This is a genomic window from Acidovorax bellezanensis (assembly GCF_025421555.1).
Taxonomy (GTDB): Bacteria; Pseudomonadota; Gammaproteobacteria; order Burkholderiales; family Burkholderiaceae_C; genus Comamonas; species Comamonas bellezanensis.
Map to the genome: position 1 here is coordinate 33,610 of NZ_JAODYH010000012.1, position 19,757 is coordinate 53,366.

Here is a 19,757-nt window from a genome sequence, read left to right on the forward strand (position 1 = left end):
GGGCAGGAGTATGAATACTTCAGCGCCAGGGCGTGGTCGCCTGTGTGTAGTGGGACTGGGACCGGGAGACGACGCGCTGCTGACCGAGCAGGTGCGTGCCAGCATCGCCAGCGCCACCGATGCCTTTGGCTATTTCCCCTATGTCGCGCGCCTGGGCGGAATGGAGCACCTGCAATTGCATGCCAGCGACAACCGCGAGGAGCTGGAGCGCGCGCGCCAGGCCTTGGATCTGGCTGCGCAAGGCCGGCAGGTGCTGATGCTGTCCTCGGGCGACCCGGGCGTGTTCGCCATGGCCAGCGCCGTGTTCGAGGTGCTGGAGTCGGCCGCGTCCGAAGACAAGGCGCGCTGGGCCGCCGTGGACATCGAGGTGCAGCCCGGCATCACCGCCATGTTGGCTGCCGCTGCACGTCTTGGCGCGCCCCTGGGCCATGATTTTTGCACCATCAATCTGTCGGACAACCTCAAGCCGGCGGCGGTGATTGCGCGCCGTATCCGGCTCGCGGCGCAAGCCGATTTCGCCATGGCGTTCTACAACCCCTGCTCCACATCGCGGCCTGAAGGCTTTGTGCGGGCGCTCACGGTGCTGCGCGAAGAATGCGAGCCAGAGCGGCTGATCTGCTTTGCGCGCAACGTGAGCCGGCCGGGCGAGACGCTCAAGGTGCTGCCGCTGCATGCCGTGACGGCCGACATGGCCGATATGCGCACGGTGGTCATCGTCGGCAACAGTCTGACGCGCCAGGTGGGCAAGCATGTCTACACGCCGCGCAGCTACGGCTTGCCCGCCCATGAATGAAACGGGCCTGATGCCCTCAGCGCTGGCTGCCGAGCCACTCCATGGCCTGCTGCGGCGTTTCGCATTGCCTGCGCGCGGGCAGGTGCGGGCGATCGACCATGATGACCGGAATGCCCAGCGCGCGCGCCGCTTCGATTTTTGCGTAGGTATCGGCGCCGCCGGCGTTCTTGCTGACGATGCAGTCCACGCCATGGCGCTGCAAAAGCGCGAGTTCATTGTCCAGCTGAAACGGGCCGCGCGCGATCAGCAGTTCGTAGCTGGCTGCGGGCAGCGGCAAGGCCGCATCGGGTGGATCGACGACGCGCAGCACGAAGTGGTGCCAGGCCGCCTGGTCCGCAAAGGCCGCGAGTTGCTTGCGGCCTATGGCCAGAAAAACGCGCGGCCCATGCGCCGCCAATGCCTGTGCGGCAGCCTCCATGTCGGGCACGTGGGTCCATTGGTCCGCGGGCGTGGCTTGCCAGGCGGGGCGCTCCATGGACAGCAAGGGAATGCCCAAGGCGCTGCAGGCGCTGATGGCGTTGCGGCTCATCTGCGCGGCAAAAGGGTGGGTGGCATCGATCACATAGCTGATGCGCTGCTGTTGCAGGTATTGCGTCAAACCGGCGACACCGCCAAAGCCGCCGACGCGCGTGGGCAGGGCAGGGGTGCGACGGGTTTGCGTCACGCCCGCATACGAATAAATGGCCTGCACGCCTGCCGCATGCAGCAGGGTGGACAGAACATGGGCATCGAACGTGCCGCCTAACAGGAGAACTTTGGTCATGGCCAATCCGTGGCTTTCAATCATCGGTATTCATCCTTCGGGTCTGGAGGGATTGTGCGCCGCCGCCAGGCGGGATCTGGATGATGCCAGCCTGGTGTTCGGCAGTCCGCGCCACCTGGCATTGGCCGAGGTCGGCGCGCGCGGCCGGCCGTGGCCCCTGCCGTTCAGCGTGGAGCCGGTGCTGCAACTGCGCGGGCAAACGCGGGTAGCTGTGCTGGTGTCGGGCGATCCCTTCCATTTTGGCGCGGGCGCATCGCTGGCCAGGCATCTGGACGTGGGCGAATGGCGCAACCATCCGCAGCCGTCCACATTTTCATGGATTGCCGGGGCGCTGGGCTGGTCGCAAGAGCACAGCCATTGCCTGGGACTGCATGCGCGCAGTTTCGAGCATCTGACGCCATTGCTGGCGGCGGGCCAGCGTTTCATCTGCCTGCTGCGCGACGGCGCGGCGGCGCAAGGCATCGCGGCCTGGTTGCAGGCGCGCGCCTGGGGCGAGAGCCCGATGTGGCTGGTGTCGCAGGCCGGCAGTGCCGAGCAGCGCATTCGCCATGGTACGGCCGAGGAGCTGGCCAGGAGCTTGATCGACGAGCCGGTGGCCGCTCCGGTGGCTGCGGCTTTCGAGGCGCGCGGCGGCAACGGCCTGATGCAGGTGCCGGGCCGCGGCATTGACGCCTTTGCCCATGACGGCCAGATCACCAAGAGCCCCGTGCGGGCGATGACGCTCGCCGCCCTGGCGCCGCGCCGGGGGGAGTGCTTGTGGGATCTGGGCGCGGGCTCGGGTTCGGTGTCCATCGAATGGTGTCTGGCGGGCGGTCAGGCCGTTTGCGTGGAACAGCATGCAGCCCGCGTGGCCAATATTGCCGAGAATGCCGCGCGCTACGCGGCGGCGTTGCAGGTAGTGCACGGCGAGGCCTTGTCTGCGCTGGCCGGCTTGAGCCCCGAGCCGCAGGCGGTGTTTGTCGGTGGTGGTTTCGACAGGGAACTGTTCCAGGCGCTGCGCGCGCGGCTGACCGGCCCTTGGCGCCTGGTGGTGAATGCGGTGGCGCTGGAGACCCAGGCGCTGCTGATGGAGCTGCATCGCGTGCATGGCGGGCAATTGCTGCAGCTGCAATGGAGCGAAGCCGTACCGCTGGGGCGCATGCAGTCGTGGAGCGCGGCGCGGCCCGTGGTGCAGTGGGCATGGCAAGCATGAGGCCTTGGTTCGCCGGCTGGGGCTTTCGGGCCGGGGCGCAGCCCTCGTCGTTTGCCAGTTGCTGGGAGCAGGCATGCCAGCAACTGGCGCAGCCGGGCAGTGCGCCTGGCGGCTGGACTTTTGCGCTGCTGGCTTCGAAGGCGCAGACACCGGGCGCGAGCGCGTTGCAGGATTGGGCCGCTGTCGCCATGCCGCAAGCGGTCTGGCTGAGCTGCGCGGAAGCCGCCATCCGGCAGGTGGCCACACCGTCGGTGTCCGAACGGCTGCTGCAGCGCTTTGCGACCGGCAGCGTATCGGAAGCGCTGGCCTTGCATGCCGCCAGGGCGCATGCCGACAGCCGTCTGATCCTGCGCCGCATCGTGTCCGCGGACCGGCACGCCACGCTGGCCGTTGCCGGGCTGCCCTAGATCGCAAACACGTTCTCATCTATTGGAAACAGGAGGTCTTTCTTGACAGTTCACTTCATTGGCGCCGGCCCCGGCGCGGCCGACCTTATCACTGTACGCGGACGGGATCTGCTGGCGTCCAGCCCCGTCTGCCTGTATGCCGGATCGCTGGTGCCGACCGAATTGCTGGCGCATTGCCCGCAGGGCGTGCGCCTGGTCAACACCGCGCCCATGTCCCTGGAAGACATCGTGGCCGAAATGCGCCAGGCCCATGCCCAGGGGCTGGATGTGGCGCGCCTGCATTCGGGTGACTTGAGCATCTGGTCGGCCATGGGGGAGCAGTTGCGCAGCCTGCGCGAACACGATGTTCCGTACACGGTCACGCCCGGCGTGCCGTCTTTCAGCGCGGCCGCGGCGGCGTTGGGCGTGGAGCTGACCTTGCCGGGATCGTGCCAGTCGGTGGTGCTGACCCGCACCTCGGGCCGCGCATCGGGCATGCCCAGCGGCGAGACCCTGGCCGCATTCGCGGCCACGGGCGCCGTGCTGGCGATTCATCTGTCGGTGCATGCGGCCGAGCAGGTGCAGGCCGAGCTGTTGGCGTACTACGGCGCGGACTGCCCGGCGGCCATCGTGTGGCGGGCGTCCTGGCCCGATGAACTGTTGGTGCGCACCTGCGTGGGCGAGATTGCCGCGGCCGCGCAGGCCAATGCGCTGCAGCGCAGTGCCCTGATTCTGGTCGGGCCCACGCTCAGCCAGCAGGACTTCGGCCTGAGCCGGCTCTACGCCAACGATTACGACCGGCGCTACCGCCCGCGTGGCGATGAGCCCCGGTTTCCCACAGGCAGCGAGGGCGCCTGATGCTGCAACTGTTTCTGATCGGCATAGGCACGGGCAACCCCGATCACATCACGCGCGAAGCGGAAAATGCGATCCGCGGCGCGGATCTGGTGCTGTTGCCGCACAAGGAAGACAACAAGGCCGAGCTCGCGCAGGTGCGCCTGTCGCTGTTGCAAAGCCTTGCGGTCGCCAGCGATCGCGTGGCCCATTTCGACATGCCCCAGCGCCGCCAGCAAGGCGATGATTACGAGCTGCAGGTCGACGAATGGCATGACGCGATTGCACAGCGCTGGCAAGCCAGCCTGGCGGCGCACCTGCCCTCGGGCAAAGGGCGCGTGGCCCTGCTGGTCTGGGGCGATCCGGCCTTGTACGACAGCACCTTGCGCATTGCCGCGCGCCTGGGGCTGGCGCAGGAGCAGGTGCATGTGGTGCCGGGCATCACTTCGATGCAAGTGCTGTGCAGCGCGCACGGCATTGCGCTGAACGCGATAGGCGCGCCCTTTCTGGTGACTACCGGGCGCCAGCTGCGCGACAACGGCTGGCCGCGGGGCGTGGACACCCTGGTCGTCATGCTCGACGGGCAATGCTCGTATGAACAGGTGAGCGAGCCGGATGTCGATATCTACTGGGGCGCCTACCTGGGAATGCCGCAGCAAATCCTGATGCGAGGCAGGCTTGCGGACATGGCGCAGCGCATCACGGCGCGACGCGCGCAAGCGCGCCAGGCGCACGGCTGGATCATGGACATCTACCTGTTGCGCAGGCACTGACTTCGCCCGCAAGCCATGCGGGCGAGTCCTGCAGGCCTCAGTCGCCGACGTCTTCCTCGAACACCAGCGCGGGTCTGGCCATGACCCGGGCCACATCGCCCAGGTTGCCGATCAGGTGCTGGGCAAAGAAGCTGTATTCGGTGTCGGGCTCGAGCGCCGCGGCCACCAGGTGGGCGCCGGACTGGTTCATGGGCACGTAGAAGCTGCCTGGCGCGGCATCGACGGCGCCGCGCGTGGGCGTGACCTGCACCAGGCGCGCGTTGCCGGCCGTCGCCAGGGGCATCTGTGCCTGAGGCGTGGGCGTGTAGGTATCGGCGATCAGCGGCGCGGATTCCGCCACACGCAGCACCTGCAGGCCCAGCTGTTCCAGTCGCTCGACGGCGGCCCCCGCTTCGGCCGACAGCCAGTAACCGCAGGGCCGGGGCCGGGATTTGAGCGAGCGCAGGGCCAGCGAGGAATTCCAGTCGACCTTGATCGTGTAATCGGCGCCGGTCTGGGGGTGCAGGAAAGTGACTTCACGCTGTCCGGGTGTTTGCGCCGCCTGCACCACCAGCTGCTGGCGGCAGCTCTGGGCCGCGGTGTCGCGTCCCACGTAAGCCTGTACTTTGGTCAGGTCGGGCGCGCGTTCGGCGGTGCTGCGCAAGGCGCTGCTGATGGCAACGACCTGGCTGTGCACGCGCCGCTGGATGTGGGTGCGGCCGATGCCGATGCCGCGCGTTTGCACCATCATGCCCAGCGCATTGCGCAGCGCATTGGTATTGGACAGGCTGTCGGGCGCGATCGAGGCCATGGACAAGGCCAGGTCCTTGGGGTCGGCGGAGGTGGTGGCGTACCAGTCGCTGCTCAGCTTTGCGCCTTGCAGCGCGGCCGTCATCGGCTCCTGCAGCCATTCGCGGGCGGCCTTGGTAATGAACTCGTGCGCGTTGGGCGTGCCCGCATATTGCAGCAGGACGTCCTGGCCGCGCAGGGCCTGGTATTTCTGCAGATAGGGGCCGGCGACGACGAACTCATGCGCATCGAGCACGACGGTCGTGCGATAGTCGCGCGTGAGCATGGCCAATGCCTGGGCCTCGGGCGTGCGCAGCAGCAGGTGGTCATGCTCCATGTCCACGCCGTTGGCGGTGGCATGCAGCCCGGTGAGCGCACCGTCGGGATTGGCGCGCGGGACGATCAGTACATTGATGCGCGCCAGCAGCGGTTCGAGCAGCCCACCGGGCGCGAGTTCGCGGGCAATGATCAGCAAGGCTTCGCTGCCCGCGGGCTCGTCGCCATGCTGCTGGCCGACGAGCAGCACCGTGGGCCGGTTGACGGCGTCCAGACCCTGGGGCGTGATGTTCTTGGCGCGGGTGGCAACCAGCGCCTGAATCGGTTCGCCACGTTGCGAGGTGCCGGCCGTGACCAGTCCGAGCAGCGTGCCGCTGCCCAGCGAGCGGTTGGCCAGCTGGCGCAGCCATTGGGCCATCTCAGCCTGCGTGGTGAAGTTGCTGCGGCCGTCTTCCAGGCCTGGCGTCGCGTAGTGCACCGCAGGGTCGGGAAAGCGCGCCGCCACGGCCGCACTGTAGGGCAGGGGCGCCATGGAACGTGGGGGGGCGATGGGCTGGCTCTGGGCTGTTTCTACAGGCTGCGCCGCGGGCCGCGCCTTGGAAGGCGTGGCAGCGACGGGACCGGCGGACGTTCCTGGCCAGGGTGGCAAAGGCGTGCTGCTGCAGGCCGCAAGAAGGCCTGCCACAGTGATGGCGGAAAGACGCACCGTCCAGGACATCTGCGGCGTGCGATTGGGCAAGCCAACGGGAGCGGGAAGTGGTTTCATGGTGAGGTAGGCCTTTGTATTCCGAAAGGCGCCCGGATTAGTGAGCGTCAGAGGTTCAAAGATGTTACCCGCCGCAAGCGTATGCAACGTGTCAGCGGACAACGCCTGTGCGCAGATTCCCACAGGGAACTGGCGGACAGGTCCGTCAGCGGCCGCTCACCATGGAGGTCCCAGGACCGGGCAGGTCGGCTGCGCGGCAGGCAAAAAAAATCCCGGAGCCGCTGCGCTGCAGCAGGTTCCGGGAACATTGTCACAGGGGCTTAGCGGCTGAAACCGCCGCCACCGCTGCGGCCACCGCCGCCGCCGCCACTGCGACCGCCGCCGAATCCACCGCCGCCGCCGCCGCCACTGCGGCCGCCACCACCACCGAATCCACCACCACCGCCGCCGCCGCCGCTGCGGAAGCCGCCGGTGCGACGGCCGCGTTCGGCCATGCTGTCCACGCTGGTGCGCATGGGATCAGGCTGACCGCCGCCGGCAGGAGCGCGGGGCGTCATGGGGCGACCCATCTGGGTGCCCAGGTGCGCGTTGGCGCGAGGGGGTTGGTCGTCAAAGCGGGCATTGCCGCCGTCGCCACGGGCCGGACGGCTGGAGGGGCCGCGGTTGTCGTCGTGGCGCGCATCGCTGTGGCGTTCGCCGCCTTGGCGGGGTCCGTTGTTGCGTGGAGCCGCGCCGCGAGGAGCTGCACCACGGGGGCCGTTGGCGCTGCGGGGGCCGCGGCCTTCGCCGTTGCCTGCAGGTGCCTGCGAGGCACCGCGGGGCTTGCCGCCGCCGTTGCCTTGGGGCTTGCCGCCGCGGTCACCCGCTGCAGGCTTGTTGGCGCGAATGCGGTCCATCATTTCGGTGCGGGCGGCCTTGGCGGCTGCCTGCATCACGTCGCGGCTAGGCGGCTTGCCGGCACCGCCCCAGATGGTCTGGCGACCCATGGCGATGGGTTCGGCCTTTTCGCCTTCTTCCGGGCCGAAGCCTTCGAGCAGCTGGACGGGGATCTCCTGCTTGGTGAAGCGCTCGATGTCCATCATGAAGCCTTCTTCGTCCATGCAGACCAGGCTCACGGCCTGGCCTTCACGACCGGCGCGACCCGTGCGGCCGATGCGGTGCACGTAGTCTTCCGAGACGTTGGGGATTTCGTAGTTGACGACGTGGGGCAGCTCGTCGATGTCGATGCCGCGGGCAGCGATGTCGGTGGCGACCAGGGCGCGGATGTCACCGCTCTTGAAGCCGGCCAGAGCCTGCGTACGTGCGCTCTGGCTCTTGTTGCCGTGCAGCGCCATGGCGTTGACGCCGTTCTTGGTCAGGAAGTCGGCGACGTTGTTGGCGCCGAACTTGGTGCGCGTGAACACCAGCACCTGGCTCCAGTCGTGTTCCTGGATGATGTGCAGCAGGGCTTGCTTCTTCTTGCCGCGGCCCACGGGGTGGATCACCTGGGTGATGCGCTGCACCGTGGTGTTGCTGGGCGTGACCTGGATGCTTTGCGGGTTCTTCAGCAGGGTGTTGGCGAGTTCGCGAATTTCGTCGCTGAACGTGGCCGAGAACAGCAGGCTTTGCTTGTTCTTGGGCACCAGGGCCAAAACCTTTTTGACGTCATGGATAAAGCCCATGTCGAGCATGCGGTCGGCTTCGTCCAGGATCAGGATTTGCACCGTGGACAGGTCCAGGAAGCCTTGCTGCTGCAGGTCCAGCAGGCGGCCGGGAGTGGCCACCAGAATGTCGACGCCGCGCTTGATGCGGTCGATCTGCGGGTTCATGCCCACGCCGCCGAAGATCACGGTGGAGCTGATGTTGTCCAGGTACTTGGCATAGCCGCGCACCGATTCCTCGACCTGGGCCGCGAGTTCGCGGGTAGGCGTCATGATCAGGGCGCGCACGCCCTTGTTGCCAAACTTGTTGGTCGCGGGTTCGCTTTGCAGCAGGCGATGCAGCATGGGCAAGGCAAAGGCAGCGGTCTTGCCGGTGCCGGTTTGCGCGCCGGCCAGCAGGTCCTGGCCTTGCAGCACGGCAGGGATGGCCTGGGCCTGGATAGGCGTAGGCGAGTTGTAACCCTGTTCGAGCACGGCCTTCAGGAGGGCGGGAGCCAGGTTCAGTTCTTCAAATGTCATTTGGTCAGATGCGCCCATCCTGGGCGCGGGGGGTATCAGCCTGTCGTGGCAACCTTTGGGCGGTTGCCGGCCAGTCCTAGGCAGATGAGGTTCAAAGATGGGAGCCCGGCACTGCGTCCATTGTCCCCAGCTGGAATGCTGATGTTACGGACAACTGGAGCCCGTAACTCAGGGTATTGTCGCATGCGCCGATAATCATGGCTGGCGTGCAAGCATTTTCTTGCCCAGTTTTTGAAGAATCAACAGACAAATCCATGGCCCAATACGTTTTTTCGATGAACCATGTCACCAAGACCGTGCCGCCCAAGCGGCAGATCTTGAAGGACGTTTCTCTCAGCTTTTTCCCCGGTGCCAAGATTGGCGTGCTGGGCCTTAACGGCTCCGGGAAATCCTCTCTGCTGAAAATCATGGCAGGTGTGGACAAGGAGATCGAAGGCGAAGCCATCCCCATGGCTGGCCTGACCATCGGCTATCTGCCCCAGGAGCCCCAGCTCAACCCTGAGCACACCGTGCGCGAAGCGGTGGAAGAAGCCCTGGCCGAAGTCAACAACGCGCGCAAGCGCCTGGACGAAATCTACGCGGCCTACGCGGAAGAAGATGCCGACTTCGACGCCCTGGCCACCGAGCAAGGCGAGATGGAAGCCATCATTGCCGCGGCCGGCACCGACTCCGAGCACCAGCTGGAAATCGCCGCCGACGCGCTGCGCCTGCCCGCCTGGGACGCCATCATCGGCAAGCTGTCGGGTGGTGAAAAGCGCCGCGTGGCCCTGTGCCAGCTGCTGCTGTCCAAGCCCGACATGCTGCTGCTCGACGAACCCACCAACCACTTGGACGCCGAATCCGTGGACTGGCTGGAGCAGTACCTGCACCGCTTCACCGGCACCGTCGTGGCCATCACCCACGATCGCTACTTCCTCGACAACGCCGCCGAGTGGATTCTGGAACTTGACCGCGGCCACGGCATTCCCTACAAGGGCAACTACTCCGAGTGGCTGCTGCAAAAGGGCAACCGTCTGGAAGCGGAAAACAAGGGCGAGGAAGCCCGCGCCAAGGCCTTGAAGAAGGAATTGGAATGGGTGCGCCAGAACTCCAAGGGTCGTCAGGCCAAGTCCAAGGCGCGTATTGCCCGCTTCGAGGAACTGAGCGATTACGAATACCAGCAGCGCAACGAAACACAGGAAATCTTCATTCCTGTGGCCGAGCGCCTGGGCAGCAAGGTCATCGAATTCGACAAGGTCACCAAGAGCTTTGGCGACCGCGTGCTGATCGACAACCTGAGCATGAACGTGCCTGCGGGCGCCATCGTCGGCATCATCGGCCCCAACGGCGCGGGTAAGTCCACGCTGTTCAAGCTGATCGCCGGCAAGGAACAGGCCGACAGCGGCACGGTCGACATCGGCTCCACCGTGAAGATGGCTTTCGTCGACCAGTCGCGCGACTCGCTGGCCAACGAAAAGACCGTCTGGGAAGACATTTCCGGCGGCCTGGACATCATCAACGTGGGCAAGTTCCAGATGGCTTCGCGTGCCTACGCGGGCCGCTTCAACTTCAACGGCCAGGACCAGCAAAAGAAGGTCGGCAACCTCTCCGGTGGTGAACGCGGCCGTCTGCACCTGGCCAAGACGCTGATCCAGGGCGGCAACGTGCTGCTGCTCGATGAGCCGTCGAACGATCTGGACGTGGAAACCCTGCGTGCGCTGGAAGACGCGCTGCTGGAATACGCGGGCACCGTGATGGTGATTTCCCACGATCGCTGGTTCCTGGACCGCATTGCCACCCACATCCTGGCCGCTGAAGGCGACTCGCAATGGGTGTTCTTTGACGGCAACTACCAGGAATACGAAGCCGACAAGAAGCGCCGTCTGGGCGAAGAAGGCGCCAAGCCTAAGCGCATGCGCTTCAAGGCACTCAAGTAAGCACCCCCTGAGCCGCTTCGCGGCTCCCCCCTCTCATCCTTCGGTGGAGGGGGGCGACACCATCGCTGCGGGGCGGCCCTTGCTCGGTGTCCCCTTGCTGGGCTGCTCCAGTTGCGTGGGTCGTTGATCGACGCTAAGAAAACAGGCTCCCTTGTGGAGCCTGTTTTTCATGGTGCGGCGATATCGGCCGCGGCGGGGAGGTGCAAGCCCTCGGCGGTGGTGAGGCTGCGCGCGCAGAGCACGGCGCGCAAGGTGGCCAGGGCCGTGGCTTCTGCGGCCATGGTGGCCAGGGTCATCATGCCCAGGGTTTTTCCGCTCGCACCCGTGCCCAGCGTGAACAAGGTGTCGCCGTCCGACATGGTGTGCACCGGGTTGATGGCGCGCGCCAGGCCGTCGTGGGACACCACGGCCAGGCGATGGGCCTGGGCCTTGGTGATGCGGGCATCGGTGGCGATCACGCCGATGGTGGTGTTGCTGCCAGCCAGGATGGGGCGGGGCGCGTCACCGCGCAGCAGGGCGCGGCGCGTGTCGAGCAGTTGCCGGCCGTCTTCGCTGCGTGCACCGGCGACGACCTGGGCCGTGTCGGGGTCGAGCACATCGCCCAGCGCGTTGCAGGCAATGATGGCGCCCACGGTCACGCCGTCGACCGTGACGGACGCCGTGCCTATGCCGCCTTTCATCGCGCGCGCCATGCCGAACACCTTGCCCACGCAGGCTCCCGTGCCCGCGCCTACATTGCCTTCGGCAGGCGCCGCGCTGCTGGCGGCCGCGCAGGCGGCGTAACCGGCCTGCGCATCGGGGCGGATGCGGGCATCGCCCACGCCCAGATCAAACAGCACCGCGGCCGGCACCAGGGGCAGTCTGGCGTAATGCACATCCAGGCCCACACCGTGCTCTTCCAGCCACTGGACGGCACCGGTGGCCGCATCCAGCCCCCAGGCGCTGCCGCCGGCCAGCATGACGGCATGCACCTGTTCGACCAGATTCGTGGGGTGCAGCAGATCGGTCTCGCGCGTGCCGGGCGCCGCGCCGCGCACGTCGACGCCGCCTACCGCGCCCGCGCGCGCCATGACCACCGTGCAGCCCGTGGGGCGTCGCGCGTCGGTGTAGTGGCCGACTTCGATGCCTTGCACGCGGGTGATGCCGCCGTCTGCGCGTGCGCAGCGATCAGCGAAGGAAGAGGGGGAGGAGAGGCTCATGGCGCCATTATGGACAGCCGCGGCCCGGGCTGCCCGGGCGCGCCGGCGGCTCAGTGGCGTGGCGTCTGCAGGCGGTTGCGCTGCGGGTCAAACAGCAGATCGGCGGCAATCGTGCAAGCCATGCCCACGGCCAGCGTGATCACCAGCAAAGGCAGGTCCATCACGCTGATCACGCTAGGACTGCTGGGGATTGCCAGTCGGTTGGTGGTGGTGCATATGAACTCCGCGGCCGACATGCCGGTGTAGTGCATGGCGGACACGGCCAGTCCCATCACCGCCGCCGCACCGATGCGCGCAATGGCACTGCTGGTATTGAAGGCCAGCCACAGCGCCGCGGTGGCCGCGACAATGGCAATCAGGACCGAGATGGCGACCACATCCAGGGACCAGACGAAATAACCGCCAAAACGCATGCCGTACATCCCCAGGTAATGCATGGTGGCGGCACCCAAGCCCAGCATGGCGCCGGCGGAGACCAGGCGGCTCCAGCTGTGCGGGTTCTTGGCGACGATGGACAGCGCCCAGGCTGCTGCTGCGCATGCGGCCACAAGGGAGATCACGGTTTCGATCATGGAGTAGCCCAGACCGATGTCCATCTTCAGAGACAGCATGCCGACGAAGTGCATGGACCACACGCCAATCCCGCCCAAGGCAATGCCTGCAATGCTCAGATGGACCAGGTTGCTCTTGCTGGATTGGGCTTGCATTCGATGCGTTGCGGACAGTGCCGCATACGAGCCTACGACCGAGATCAGGTAAGCCAGAATCACCAACGGCGCGCTGTACGTCGTTTGAATCACTTCGTTCATGGTTGCTCCTTCAAGAATGCGGGGGACGCTTTGTCGGGCCATGGGTGCATGGGTGCATGGGTGCACCAGAGGTTTCTGAAACAGAAGATACCAAATGAATTAAATTTTTCGTTTAATAACATTTTTAATAAAATGTTTATTCGCGATTATTGTTGGTAGCTATTAAAGGCATGGATCTCTATTGATGTATTCAATGGATGCGGTGCATTGCCAGGGTGGCGCCAATCCGTGCAAGGGCTTTTGGGGGCCAGGTTGATGTGCCCGCATGGGACTGTTTTGGTGCCCAGTGCAACACCTGGTCGCCTGTAGCCTGCTGCATCACGGCAGCGACGGGTTACCCCACTCCAGACCTGCCGCCTTGCGCGCCCGCTGGGAGGAGACGTCTGCCCCGCATCGCAGGAATGTTGCAAATTGTTTCAATTTTGGTCGGGGTTTACGGAAGAGCCCTGGGCTCAGTCCCGTTGACGGTCGACTATGCAGAGACGGAGTCGTTTAAAAATCAGCGGCAAGTATTTGATTTTCTTATCGAGAGTCTCAATTGAGAATCGTTCAATAAATTCCCGGGAATCCACGGTGGCATGCCCGATAGTTTGTTTTTTTCAGGGTGCATGGGGAATATCTGCATAATCACGGAAGCATGTCGATACACCGTTCGACAGTTGGGGACAATACTATGTTGCGCAGCAAGGGATTCACCTTGATCGAACTGATGGTGACCGTTGCCATCGTGGGCATTCTTGCCGCGATAGCCTATCCAGCGTACGCCTCATATCTCGTCAGATCCAATCGCGCCGCCGCTGAATCTTTTTTGCTGGAGGTCAGCAGCCGCCAGCAGCGCTATCTGCTGGATGCGCGCAGTTTTGCCTCGGATTTGAATGCGCTGCAACTGGTCCCGCCGACGGAAGTCAGCAAAAACTACACCATCGCCACGGCGCCCAAGAGCGGCACCACGCCGCCAGGTTTCACGGCCACGGCGGCACCCAAAGGCTCACAGGCCACGAATGACAGCGGCTGCGGTACGCTGACCATTGACGAAGCGGGTACCAAGACGGCTTCGGGCGCGAAGGGGGTGGGCGGATGCTGGTAAATCGCTGCCGTCGGGCCACGTCCCTGCGTGGCTTCACCTTGGTCGAGCTGATGGTCACGATCAGCGTTCTGGCCATTCTTGTCGCGCTGGCATTGCCTTCGTTTCACGACTTCGTGGCCAAGCAGCGCGTGCGCAATGCATCGTTCCAGCTGATGGCGGCACTCGTGCAGACGCGCAGCCAGGCGATTACCCAGAGCGGGACCGTGTCCTTGAAAAGGAGCGGTTCGACGTGGAATTCAGGCTGGTCCGTGACGGATGACACCAATACCTTTGGCCGCCAGGAGTCCTTGGCACGCCTGAGTATTTCCGATTCCAACAATCTCAGCGCCGTCGCTTACGGACGTGACGGCCGCCTCGCCTCGGGGGCCACGAAATTCACCGTCAAGCCGGTCGATGCGACAAACGATGCCGCCACGCATTGCATCCGCATCGATCTCAGCGGCCTGCCTACCAGTGCCCAAGGGGCATGCTCGTGAACACCATGCATCCATTCCTTGCCCGCAGGCGCCACCAGGGCGCGACGCTGATCGAGATTCTCGTCACCTTGGTCATCTTGCTGTTGGGTCTGCTGGGGCTGACGGCGGTCAGCAGCCGCTCCCACATGGCCGAGCTGGAGTCGTTCCAGCGCATACAGGCGCTGGAGCTGGTGCAAGACATGGCGGAACGCATGAACGCCAACCGCAAGGTGGCTTTGTGCTATTCGAATTCCGCCACGGGCGTGCAATTGGGCACGGGGGCCAACCCCACCACCGCCGTGCCGGCCTGTGCCCTGGGCAGCGCGCAGCAGCAAGCACAGGCCGTGGCCGACCTCAAGGCATGGGACAGTCTCATCAAGGGGCAGGCTGAAGTGCTCAAGTCCGGCACCCAGGTCGGGGCCATGCTGGGCGCTGTCGGCTGCATCGTGCAGCAAGCCCCCAATACGTATCTCATCGCGGTGGCCTGGCAAGGCCTGGCGCGCACGGCGGCGCCCACCATCGAGGATGGTTCCACGTTTCCCTGCGGCAGTGGCAAATTCGGCGATGATCGACTGCATCGCGTGGTGACGACCAAGGTGCAGATTGGAGTCCTTTCATGAGCGCGCACGGATCTTCAGCCAGGGCCGTGCAGCGGCCGTCGGCACACGGCGTGCAAGGATTCACGCTGGTGGAGTTGATGGTGGCGATGGCGATCGGCCTGCTGCTGGTGGCGGCCTTGGTGGCGCTGGTCGTCTCGACCATCGCCAACCGCAGCGAATTGGATAAAAGCGCACGCCAGATCGAGAACGGCCGCTATGCGCTCAAGGTGCTGAGCGAAGACATCGCATTGGCAGGCTTCCTGGGGACCTCGGGCTTGTACAGCTGGGATCGCGTCGCACCCGTGGCCTGCCCCGCCAGCGTCGCCGACCTGGGCTATGCGACCAGCACCTTGCCGCTGGCCGTGCAATTGCTCACGGCGACACCAGGCTGCGTGACCAATGTCCAGCCAGGTACGGACATGTTGCTGCTGACACGCGTGGCCGTGCAGCCCGTGGCGCCGGCCAGCACCAGCGCCACTGAAGCCTATGTGCAGGTGTCCACCTGCCAGAAAGACACTAAGTCATTCACCGCAGCCGCCGGCGCCCAGGCGGCCGATTTCACCCTGATGCAAAAGGACTGCAGCGACACCCATCTGGCGCAGGTGCGCAAGGCGATCCAACGCATCTATTTCGTCAGCAGCTGCCATGAATGCGGCAAAGACACCATTCCGACGCTGAAGGTGGCTGAATATGTCGGGGGCACAATGACCATCACTCCGCTGGTCGAGGGCATAGAAAACCTGCAGTTCGATTTCGGCATCGACACCGACGGCAACGGTTCTCCAGACTGTTATGTCAGCAACCCCGATGCTCCGGCTCCCGCGCAGATCGACGCCAGTGTGTGCGTGCCGCCAGCGACTGCCTACGACTGGAGCATCGTGGCGGCCAACCGCGCCAATGTCATGGCGGTGCGCGTGAACCTGCTGGCACGCAATACGGAAACCACCGGTGGCTGGACGGACGATCGTACCTACCACCTGGGCCTGGGCGCACCCACTGTGGGTCCGTTCAACGACAGCTACAAGCGCCATGCCTACAGCACGGTGGCGCGTCTGAACAATCCTTCCGGCTTGAGAGAATTGCCATGACCCGTGTTCCTGCCTGCCGCCGGCTTGGCGCTCGCCAGCGAGGCGTCACCCTGCTGGTGGCCATGATCTTTCTCGTGGTGCTGATGCTGGTGGTGGCCTCTGCCGTCAAGGTGACCAACGTCAACACCAAGGTGGTGGGCAACATGCAAACGCAAAACGAAGCAGCGGCTTCAGCGCAGCACGCCATCGAAGAAACCATCAGCTACGACTTCACGAAGCTGCCGGTTTCTCAGACGATCCAGGTGGATATCAATGACAGCGGCAAGGCCGGGTCTGTCTACACGGTCAAGGTAGTGCCGACCTGCATCGCCGTGCAGCCGGTCAAGAGTGTCGATCTGGATGTGGACAGTGCCGCCGACCAGCTGTGTTTTTCCAGCGGAGCCGCGCAGAACACGGGCATCGTGGGTTCGACGCCTTCCGGAAATTCCTTGTGTTCCGCTTCCCTGTGGAACATCGAAGCCACAGCCACCCCACCCAATTCCACCCAGCCTGCAGCAACCCTGATCCAGGGCGTGACGCAGCGCGTGGACCCTGGTGCCAATTGCTGAAGACCGCGACTGGCCCAGGCCATACGCTGTTGACCCTTTCTTGAAGGAGCCACTCCATGCACAAGAACCGCACACCTGACAGGCCGTTGCGCGCCTTCTGGGTCTTGCTCGCCGTTGCCATTCTGCTGCCGACCGCGCGCGCGGAAGACATCGACATCTATGGCGGCCCGCAAGCCGGTGGCGCCAACTCCAATCTCCTCATCGTGTTGGACAATGCCGCGGCCGCAAGCGGTTCGTCATCCTTCACTTGCCCGACTTTTCCCTCACCGGACAACGCCTTCAAACCCAAGGACCCGAGTGCGAATTTCGGTTTCGAGCAGTGCGGCCTGTTCGGCGCGCTGGTGGGCTTGGGGGATATGCTGAAAGCACAGAAAGTCGCCACACCTGCGGTGACTCGGTTGCCGTTGAACCTGGGATTGATGTACTTTCCCAGCGGGGGCATCAATGGCGGTCAGTTCGTGCTGCCCGTGAATCCCGGCAACCCCAGCAATCTCGTGGCCATGGATGCCACCGGCATCGAGGCCTTCAAGACCCGGGTGGCGGCCCTGAGCCTGAGCAGCGACAAGAGCGATAACAACCAGTTCAGCCAGGCGCTGCAGGAAGGCTTTGCGTTCTACAACGGCCTGCAAGGCTTGTCGGGCAAGCAGTACACGGCCCTGCCGGCGGACCTACTGTCCTGTGGCAAGAATTACATCGTCTACATCACGCTGGCGACCAACAACCAGAAACCGCAGGATGGCGGCAAGGTGGCGGAAGCTGCGTTGAAGACATTGAAAGGCAAATTCACCGAACTGACTCTGCCCGCCTACAAACAGAGCTTTTCTCCCAACGCCACCGCCAAGGCCAAGTACCAGAGCGACCCGGCCGACGAATGGTCGCTGTTCATGTCCACCGGCACGGCGGCCACCAAGCAGTACCAACCGGTCACGACCTACACCATCATCCTGTACGACGGGAGCAATCCGGACTACGAACAGCTGATGAAGAACGTCGCGAACCAGAGCAGCACGACGCCTTATTTCGTGAAGCTGGGGGATACCGAGGGGCTCAAGGATGCGATAGGCAGCGTGTCCCGCCAGGTGATGGCCGTCAACAGCGTGTTTGCCGCGCCCGTGCTGCCCGTGAGCACGAATGCCCAGGGAACCTATGACAACCAGGTCTACATGGGCCTGTTTCGACCTGACGCCAACGGTTTGCCGCGCTGGAAAGGCAACCTCAAGCAGTACCAGTTCGGTCTGGATCGGACCGACAAGGTCAATCCGGTGCTGTTCCTCGCCGATTCCACCGGTAAGGGGGCGCTGAGTTCCGCCGGTACCGGCTTTCTGGACCCCGATGCCATCAGCTTCTGGACATCGAAGAACACCGCTGTGCTGCCCGACAGCAAAGCGGGCTTCTGGGTGAATGCCATGAAGGAGCAAGGCGGCAAGGATGGCACGGACCTGCCCGACGGCCAGGTCGTGGAAAAGGGTGGGGTCGGCCAGCAAATCCGCCTGGCCGCGCTGACGGACATCAGCAAGCGCAATGTCTATACCTGTGTGGGCACTGGCTGCGTGGGCAACGCCGCGCTCAGTGGCATGAAGTTCATCACCACCAACACCAGCATCACGGATACCTTGCTGGGCACCGATGCCACCGTGACCAAGGGCAATGTCATCGACTGGGCGCGCGGCAAGGATGTGGCCCTGGGCGTGACGAGCAGCAATGGCGCGGGACCCGAATCCAGCCAGCCACCGGACAGCAGCATCATCGTGCGCGGCTCCGTGCACGGCGACGTACTGCATTCACGCCCCACAGTGCTCAACTACAAGGACTACGGCACGGTGGTGTTCTATGGCGCCAACGACGGCATGTTCCGCGCGGTGAATGGCAACCAGCCGAACAATCCCAGCGACACCACCAAACCCCGCGGCAATTGCCTGCTGTCCAGCACCTGCGCGATCGGCACCACGGATGCCAGTGGTGCCAGCGTCCAGGTGCCGCCGGGCGGGGAACTGTGGAGCTTCATTCCCACGGAGTTCTATGGCAGCCTGAGGCGCATCTACGAAAACAACGTGCAGCTCACGCTGGGCCTGGCGGCCGATGTCGACCACCAGCCCAAACCCTATTTCTTTGACGGCCCGCCCAGCGTCTACCAGAAGGACGGCACGGCGTATCTGTTCATCCCTGCGCGCCGTGGCGGCCGGATCCTGTACGCACTCGATGTGAGCGATCCGCGGGAGCCCAAGTACCTGTGGAAGATCAGCAATGACACGACGGGCTTCGCGGAACTGGGCCAGACCTGGTCCCAGCCCAAGGTGGCCATGATCAAGGGCCACACCGGTCCGGTGCTGATCTTTGGTGCGGGCTACGATCCCAATCAGGACAACGATCCGGTCTCCCTGGCCGACAGCATGGGCCGCGGCATCTTTGTGGTCGATGCCAAGACCGGGGCCCTGCTGTGGCGGGCCACCGTCGGCGGCAGCGACAGCAAGTGCACCGGCAACCCTTGCCTGCTGGGCGAAATGAAGTATTCCGTTCCCGCGGACATCACCCTGGTGGATCGCACGGGCGACGGCCTGATCGACCGCCTGTATGCCAACGACACGGGCGGCAACGTGTGGCGGGTCGACCTGGAGCCCGACGGCACGGGTGCTGTCAGCACCTGGAAGGCCTACCAGTTTGCTGCGCTGGGTGGAACGGGCAGCCCCAAACGCAAGTTCTTCTTCCCGGTCGACGTCACGCTGACCAAGAACTTCGACGCCGTCGTGATGGTCTCCGGTGACCGTGAGCACCCATTGCGCACCAGCGCCGCGAACCAGGTGGTGAACCGCTTCTACATGATCAAGGACAGCAAGGTCGGCCTGGATGGCAGTGCCTGGACGGCGGTGAGCGACAGCACCAGCAGCCTGTTGGATGCGAAGCCTGCAGGGCTGTTCACCGCGACCAGTGCCGTCTACGACGGCAGCGGAAGCGGCTTTTATGTGACCTTGTCGGGGACAGGTGAAAAAGGCGTCAATGCCCCGACCACTTTTGGCGGCATCGTCTACTTTGGCACCAACCGCCCGAAGACGCCCACCTCGACGGTGAGTTGCACGCCCGATCTTGGCGAGGCCCGCGGTTATGCGATGAATTTCCTGACAGGGGAGCGCACGGTCAAGCTGTTCGATGGCGGCGGCCTGCTGCCTTCGCCCGTGACCGGCATGGTCACGATCAAGGTGGATGGTCAGAATTTGCAGGTTCCCTTTGTCATCGGCGGCGGCGGCGGCGTGAATGCCGATGGAAAATCGGCACTGGGCGTCGAGCGCCCGAAGATTTCCACCAAGAAAAACAAGCGTCGCACCTATTGGTATCGGAGTTGATCCGTGCTCGGGCCTCACGCAGTCATGCGCTGAGGCCCGGCCTGTAATTTCCCTGTATTTGTCTCGCC

17 protein-coding genes are annotated in these 19,757 nt (G+C 64.6%); 12 read left to right on the plus strand and 5 right to left on the minus strand.

What is annotated here, in order from left to right; all coding sequences use genetic code 11:
* Nucleotides 1–10: 10 nt before the first annotated feature.
* Nucleotides 11–793, plus strand: coding sequence for a precorrin-3B C(17)-methyltransferase (gene cobJ / locus N0K08_RS19240; RefSeq protein ID WP_261502016.1), 783 nt, complete (start codon nucleotides 11–13; stop codon nucleotides 791–793).
* A gap of 16 nt (nucleotides 794–809) precedes the next feature.
* Here cobJ and N0K08_RS19245 read toward each other — a convergent pair whose 3' ends face one another.
* The gene (locus tag N0K08_RS19245) at nucleotides 810–1,556 is read right to left on the minus strand and encodes a cobalt-precorrin-6A reductase (protein ID WP_261502017.1); all 747 of its coding nucleotides are present in this window, start codon (nucleotides 1,554–1,556) and stop codon (nucleotides 810–812) included.
* Here N0K08_RS19245 and cbiE point away from each other — a divergent pair.
* Genes cbiE through cobF form a run of 4 tightly spaced genes read left to right on the plus strand, consistent with a single transcriptional unit; the run spans nucleotide 1,555 to nucleotide 4,741 of the window.
* Complete coding sequence (gene cbiE / locus N0K08_RS19250) at nucleotides 1,555–2,748, plus strand: precorrin-6y C5,15-methyltransferase (decarboxylating) subunit CbiE (protein ID WP_261502018.1); 1,194 nt, start codon at nucleotides 1,555–1,557, stop codon at nucleotides 2,746–2,748. The genes N0K08_RS19245 and cbiE overlap by 2 nt on opposite strands.
* Nucleotides 2,745–3,155, plus strand: a complete 411-nt coding sequence (locus N0K08_RS19255) for a cobalamin biosynthesis protein (protein WP_261502019.1) — start codon at nucleotides 2,745–2,747, stop codon at nucleotides 3,153–3,155. The genes cbiE and N0K08_RS19255 overlap by 4 nt, the downstream gene beginning before the upstream one ends.
* 42 nt (nucleotides 3,156–3,197) lie before the next feature.
* Entirely contained in the window at nucleotides 3,198–3,992 is a 795-nt protein-coding gene (gene cobM, locus N0K08_RS19260) for a precorrin-4 C(11)-methyltransferase (protein ID WP_261502020.1), read from the plus strand.
* On the plus strand, nucleotides 3,992–4,741 hold the full coding sequence (gene cobF, locus N0K08_RS19265; protein ID WP_261502021.1) for a precorrin-6A synthase (deacetylating): 750 nt from the start codon (nucleotides 3,992–3,994) through the stop codon (nucleotides 4,739–4,741). The genes cobM and cobF overlap by 1 nt, the downstream gene beginning before the upstream one ends.
* A 37-nt stretch (nucleotides 4,742–4,778) precedes the next feature.
* Here cobF and N0K08_RS19270 read toward each other — a convergent pair whose 3' ends face one another.
* Together N0K08_RS19270 and N0K08_RS19275 are read right to left on the minus strand one after the other, a co-directional pair.
* Nucleotides 4,779–6,551, minus strand: coding sequence for a M14 family metallopeptidase (locus N0K08_RS19270; RefSeq protein ID WP_408642981.1), 1,773 nt, complete (start codon nucleotides 6,549–6,551; stop codon nucleotides 4,779–4,781).
* Nucleotides 6,552–6,811: 260 nt separating this feature from the next.
* Nucleotides 6,812–8,650 (minus strand): DEAD/DEAH box helicase, encoded by a 1,839-nt coding sequence (locus tag N0K08_RS19275; RefSeq protein WP_261502023.1) that lies wholly within the window; start codon nucleotides 8,648–8,650, stop codon nucleotides 6,812–6,814.
* Between the two features lie 254 nt (nucleotides 8,651–8,904).
* Here N0K08_RS19275 and ettA point away from each other — a divergent pair, with 254 nt between their 5' ends.
* Nucleotides 8,905–10,566 (plus strand): energy-dependent translational throttle protein EttA, encoded by a 1,662-nt coding sequence (gene ettA / locus N0K08_RS19280; protein WP_261502024.1) that lies wholly within the window; start codon nucleotides 8,905–8,907, stop codon nucleotides 10,564–10,566.
* A 167-nt stretch (nucleotides 10,567–10,733) separates the two neighbouring features.
* On the opposite strand, the gene N0K08_RS19285 is transcribed toward ettA, so the two are convergent.
* The gene (locus N0K08_RS19285; protein ID WP_261502025.1) at nucleotides 10,734–11,765 is read right to left on the minus strand and encodes a P1 family peptidase; all 1,032 of its coding nucleotides are present in this window, start codon (nucleotides 11,763–11,765) and stop codon (nucleotides 10,734–10,736) included.
* Nucleotides 11,766–11,815: 50 nt separating this feature from the next.
* Entirely contained in the window at nucleotides 11,816–12,574 is a 759-nt protein-coding gene (locus tag N0K08_RS19290; RefSeq protein WP_261502026.1) for an MHYT domain-containing protein, read from the minus strand.
* Nucleotides 12,575–13,247: 673 nt separating this feature from the next.
* On the opposite strand from N0K08_RS19290, the gene N0K08_RS19295 reads away from it, so the two are divergent.
* Genes N0K08_RS19295 through N0K08_RS19320 form a run of 6 tightly spaced genes read left to right on the plus strand, consistent with a single transcriptional unit; the run spans nucleotide 13,248 to nucleotide 19,689 of the window.
* Nucleotides 13,248–13,661: a type IV pilin protein gene (locus N0K08_RS19295; RefSeq protein WP_261502027.1), complete on the plus strand. Its 414-nt coding sequence runs from the start codon at nucleotides 13,248–13,250 to the stop codon at nucleotides 13,659–13,661.
* Entirely contained in the window at nucleotides 13,652–14,137 is a 486-nt protein-coding gene (locus N0K08_RS19300) for a GspH/FimT family pseudopilin (protein WP_261502028.1), read from the plus strand. Before N0K08_RS19295 ends, N0K08_RS19300 begins: the two co-directional genes overlap by 10 nt.
* A 5-nt stretch (nucleotides 14,138–14,142) precedes the next feature.
* Nucleotides 14,143–14,736, plus strand: coding sequence for a type IV pilus modification protein PilV (gene pilV / locus N0K08_RS19305; protein ID WP_261502029.1), 594 nt, complete (start codon nucleotides 14,143–14,145; stop codon nucleotides 14,734–14,736).
* Nucleotides 14,733–15,803: a PilW family protein gene (locus N0K08_RS19310; RefSeq protein WP_261502030.1), complete on the plus strand. Its 1,071-nt coding sequence runs from the start codon at nucleotides 14,733–14,735 to the stop codon at nucleotides 15,801–15,803. Before pilV ends, N0K08_RS19310 begins: the two co-directional genes overlap by 4 nt.
* Nucleotides 15,800–16,351 (plus strand): pilus assembly PilX family protein, encoded by a 552-nt coding sequence (locus N0K08_RS19315; RefSeq protein ID WP_261502031.1) that lies wholly within the window; start codon nucleotides 15,800–15,802, stop codon nucleotides 16,349–16,351. The genes N0K08_RS19310 and N0K08_RS19315 overlap by 4 nt, the downstream gene beginning before the upstream one ends.
* A 56-nt stretch (nucleotides 16,352–16,407) precedes the next feature.
* Complete coding sequence (locus tag N0K08_RS19320; protein ID WP_261502032.1) at nucleotides 16,408–19,689, plus strand: pilus assembly protein; 3,282 nt, start codon at nucleotides 16,408–16,410, stop codon at nucleotides 19,687–19,689.
* Nucleotides 19,690–19,757: the final 68 nt, after the last annotated feature.

Coding starts and splice junctions, on each gene's coding strand:
- N0K08_RS19295 (WP_261502027.1), top strand. CDS start 13,248: ATGTTGCGCAGCAAGGGATTCACCTTGATCGAACTGATGGTGACCGTT.
- cobJ (WP_261502016.1), top strand. CDS start 11: ATGAATACTTCAGCGCCAGGGCGTGGTCGCCTGTGTGTAGTGGGACTG.
- ettA (WP_261502024.1), top strand. CDS start 8,905: ATGGCCCAATACGTTTTTTCGATGAACCATGTCACCAAGACCGTGCCG.
- N0K08_RS19300 (WP_261502028.1), top strand. CDS start 13,652: ATGCTGGTAAATCGCTGCCGTCGGGCCACGTCCCTGCGTGGCTTCACC.
- N0K08_RS19290 (WP_261502026.1), bottom strand. CDS start 12,574: ATGAACGAAGTGATTCAAACGACGTACAGCGCGCCGTTGGTGATTCTG.
- N0K08_RS19275 (WP_261502023.1), bottom strand. CDS start 8,650: ATGACATTTGAAGAACTGAACCTGGCTCCCGCCCTCCTGAAGGCCGTG.
- N0K08_RS19270 (WP_408642981.1), bottom strand. CDS start 6,551: ATGAAACCACTTCCCGCTCCCGTTGGCTTGCCCAATCGCACGCCGCAG.
- N0K08_RS19320 (WP_261502032.1), top strand. CDS start 16,408: ATGCACAAGAACCGCACACCTGACAGGCCGTTGCGCGCCTTCTGGGTC.
- N0K08_RS19285 (WP_261502025.1), bottom strand. CDS start 11,765: ATGAGCCTCTCCTCCCCCTCTTCCTTCGCTGATCGCTGCGCACGCGCA.
- N0K08_RS19255 (WP_261502019.1), top strand. CDS start 2,745: ATGAGGCCTTGGTTCGCCGGCTGGGGCTTTCGGGCCGGGGCGCAGCCC.
- cobF (WP_261502021.1), top strand. CDS start 3,992: ATGCTGCAACTGTTTCTGATCGGCATAGGCACGGGCAACCCCGATCAC.
- N0K08_RS19310 (WP_261502030.1), top strand. CDS start 14,733: ATGAGCGCGCACGGATCTTCAGCCAGGGCCGTGCAGCGGCCGTCGGCA.
- pilV (WP_261502029.1), top strand. CDS start 14,143: ATGCATCCATTCCTTGCCCGCAGGCGCCACCAGGGCGCGACGCTGATC.
- cbiE (WP_261502018.1), top strand. CDS start 1,555: ATGGCCAATCCGTGGCTTTCAATCATCGGTATTCATCCTTCGGGTCTG.
- N0K08_RS19245 (WP_261502017.1), bottom strand. CDS start 1,556: ATGACCAAAGTTCTCCTGTTAGGCGGCACGTTCGATGCCCATGTTCTG.
- N0K08_RS19315 (WP_261502031.1), top strand. CDS start 15,800: ATGACCCGTGTTCCTGCCTGCCGCCGGCTTGGCGCTCGCCAGCGAGGC.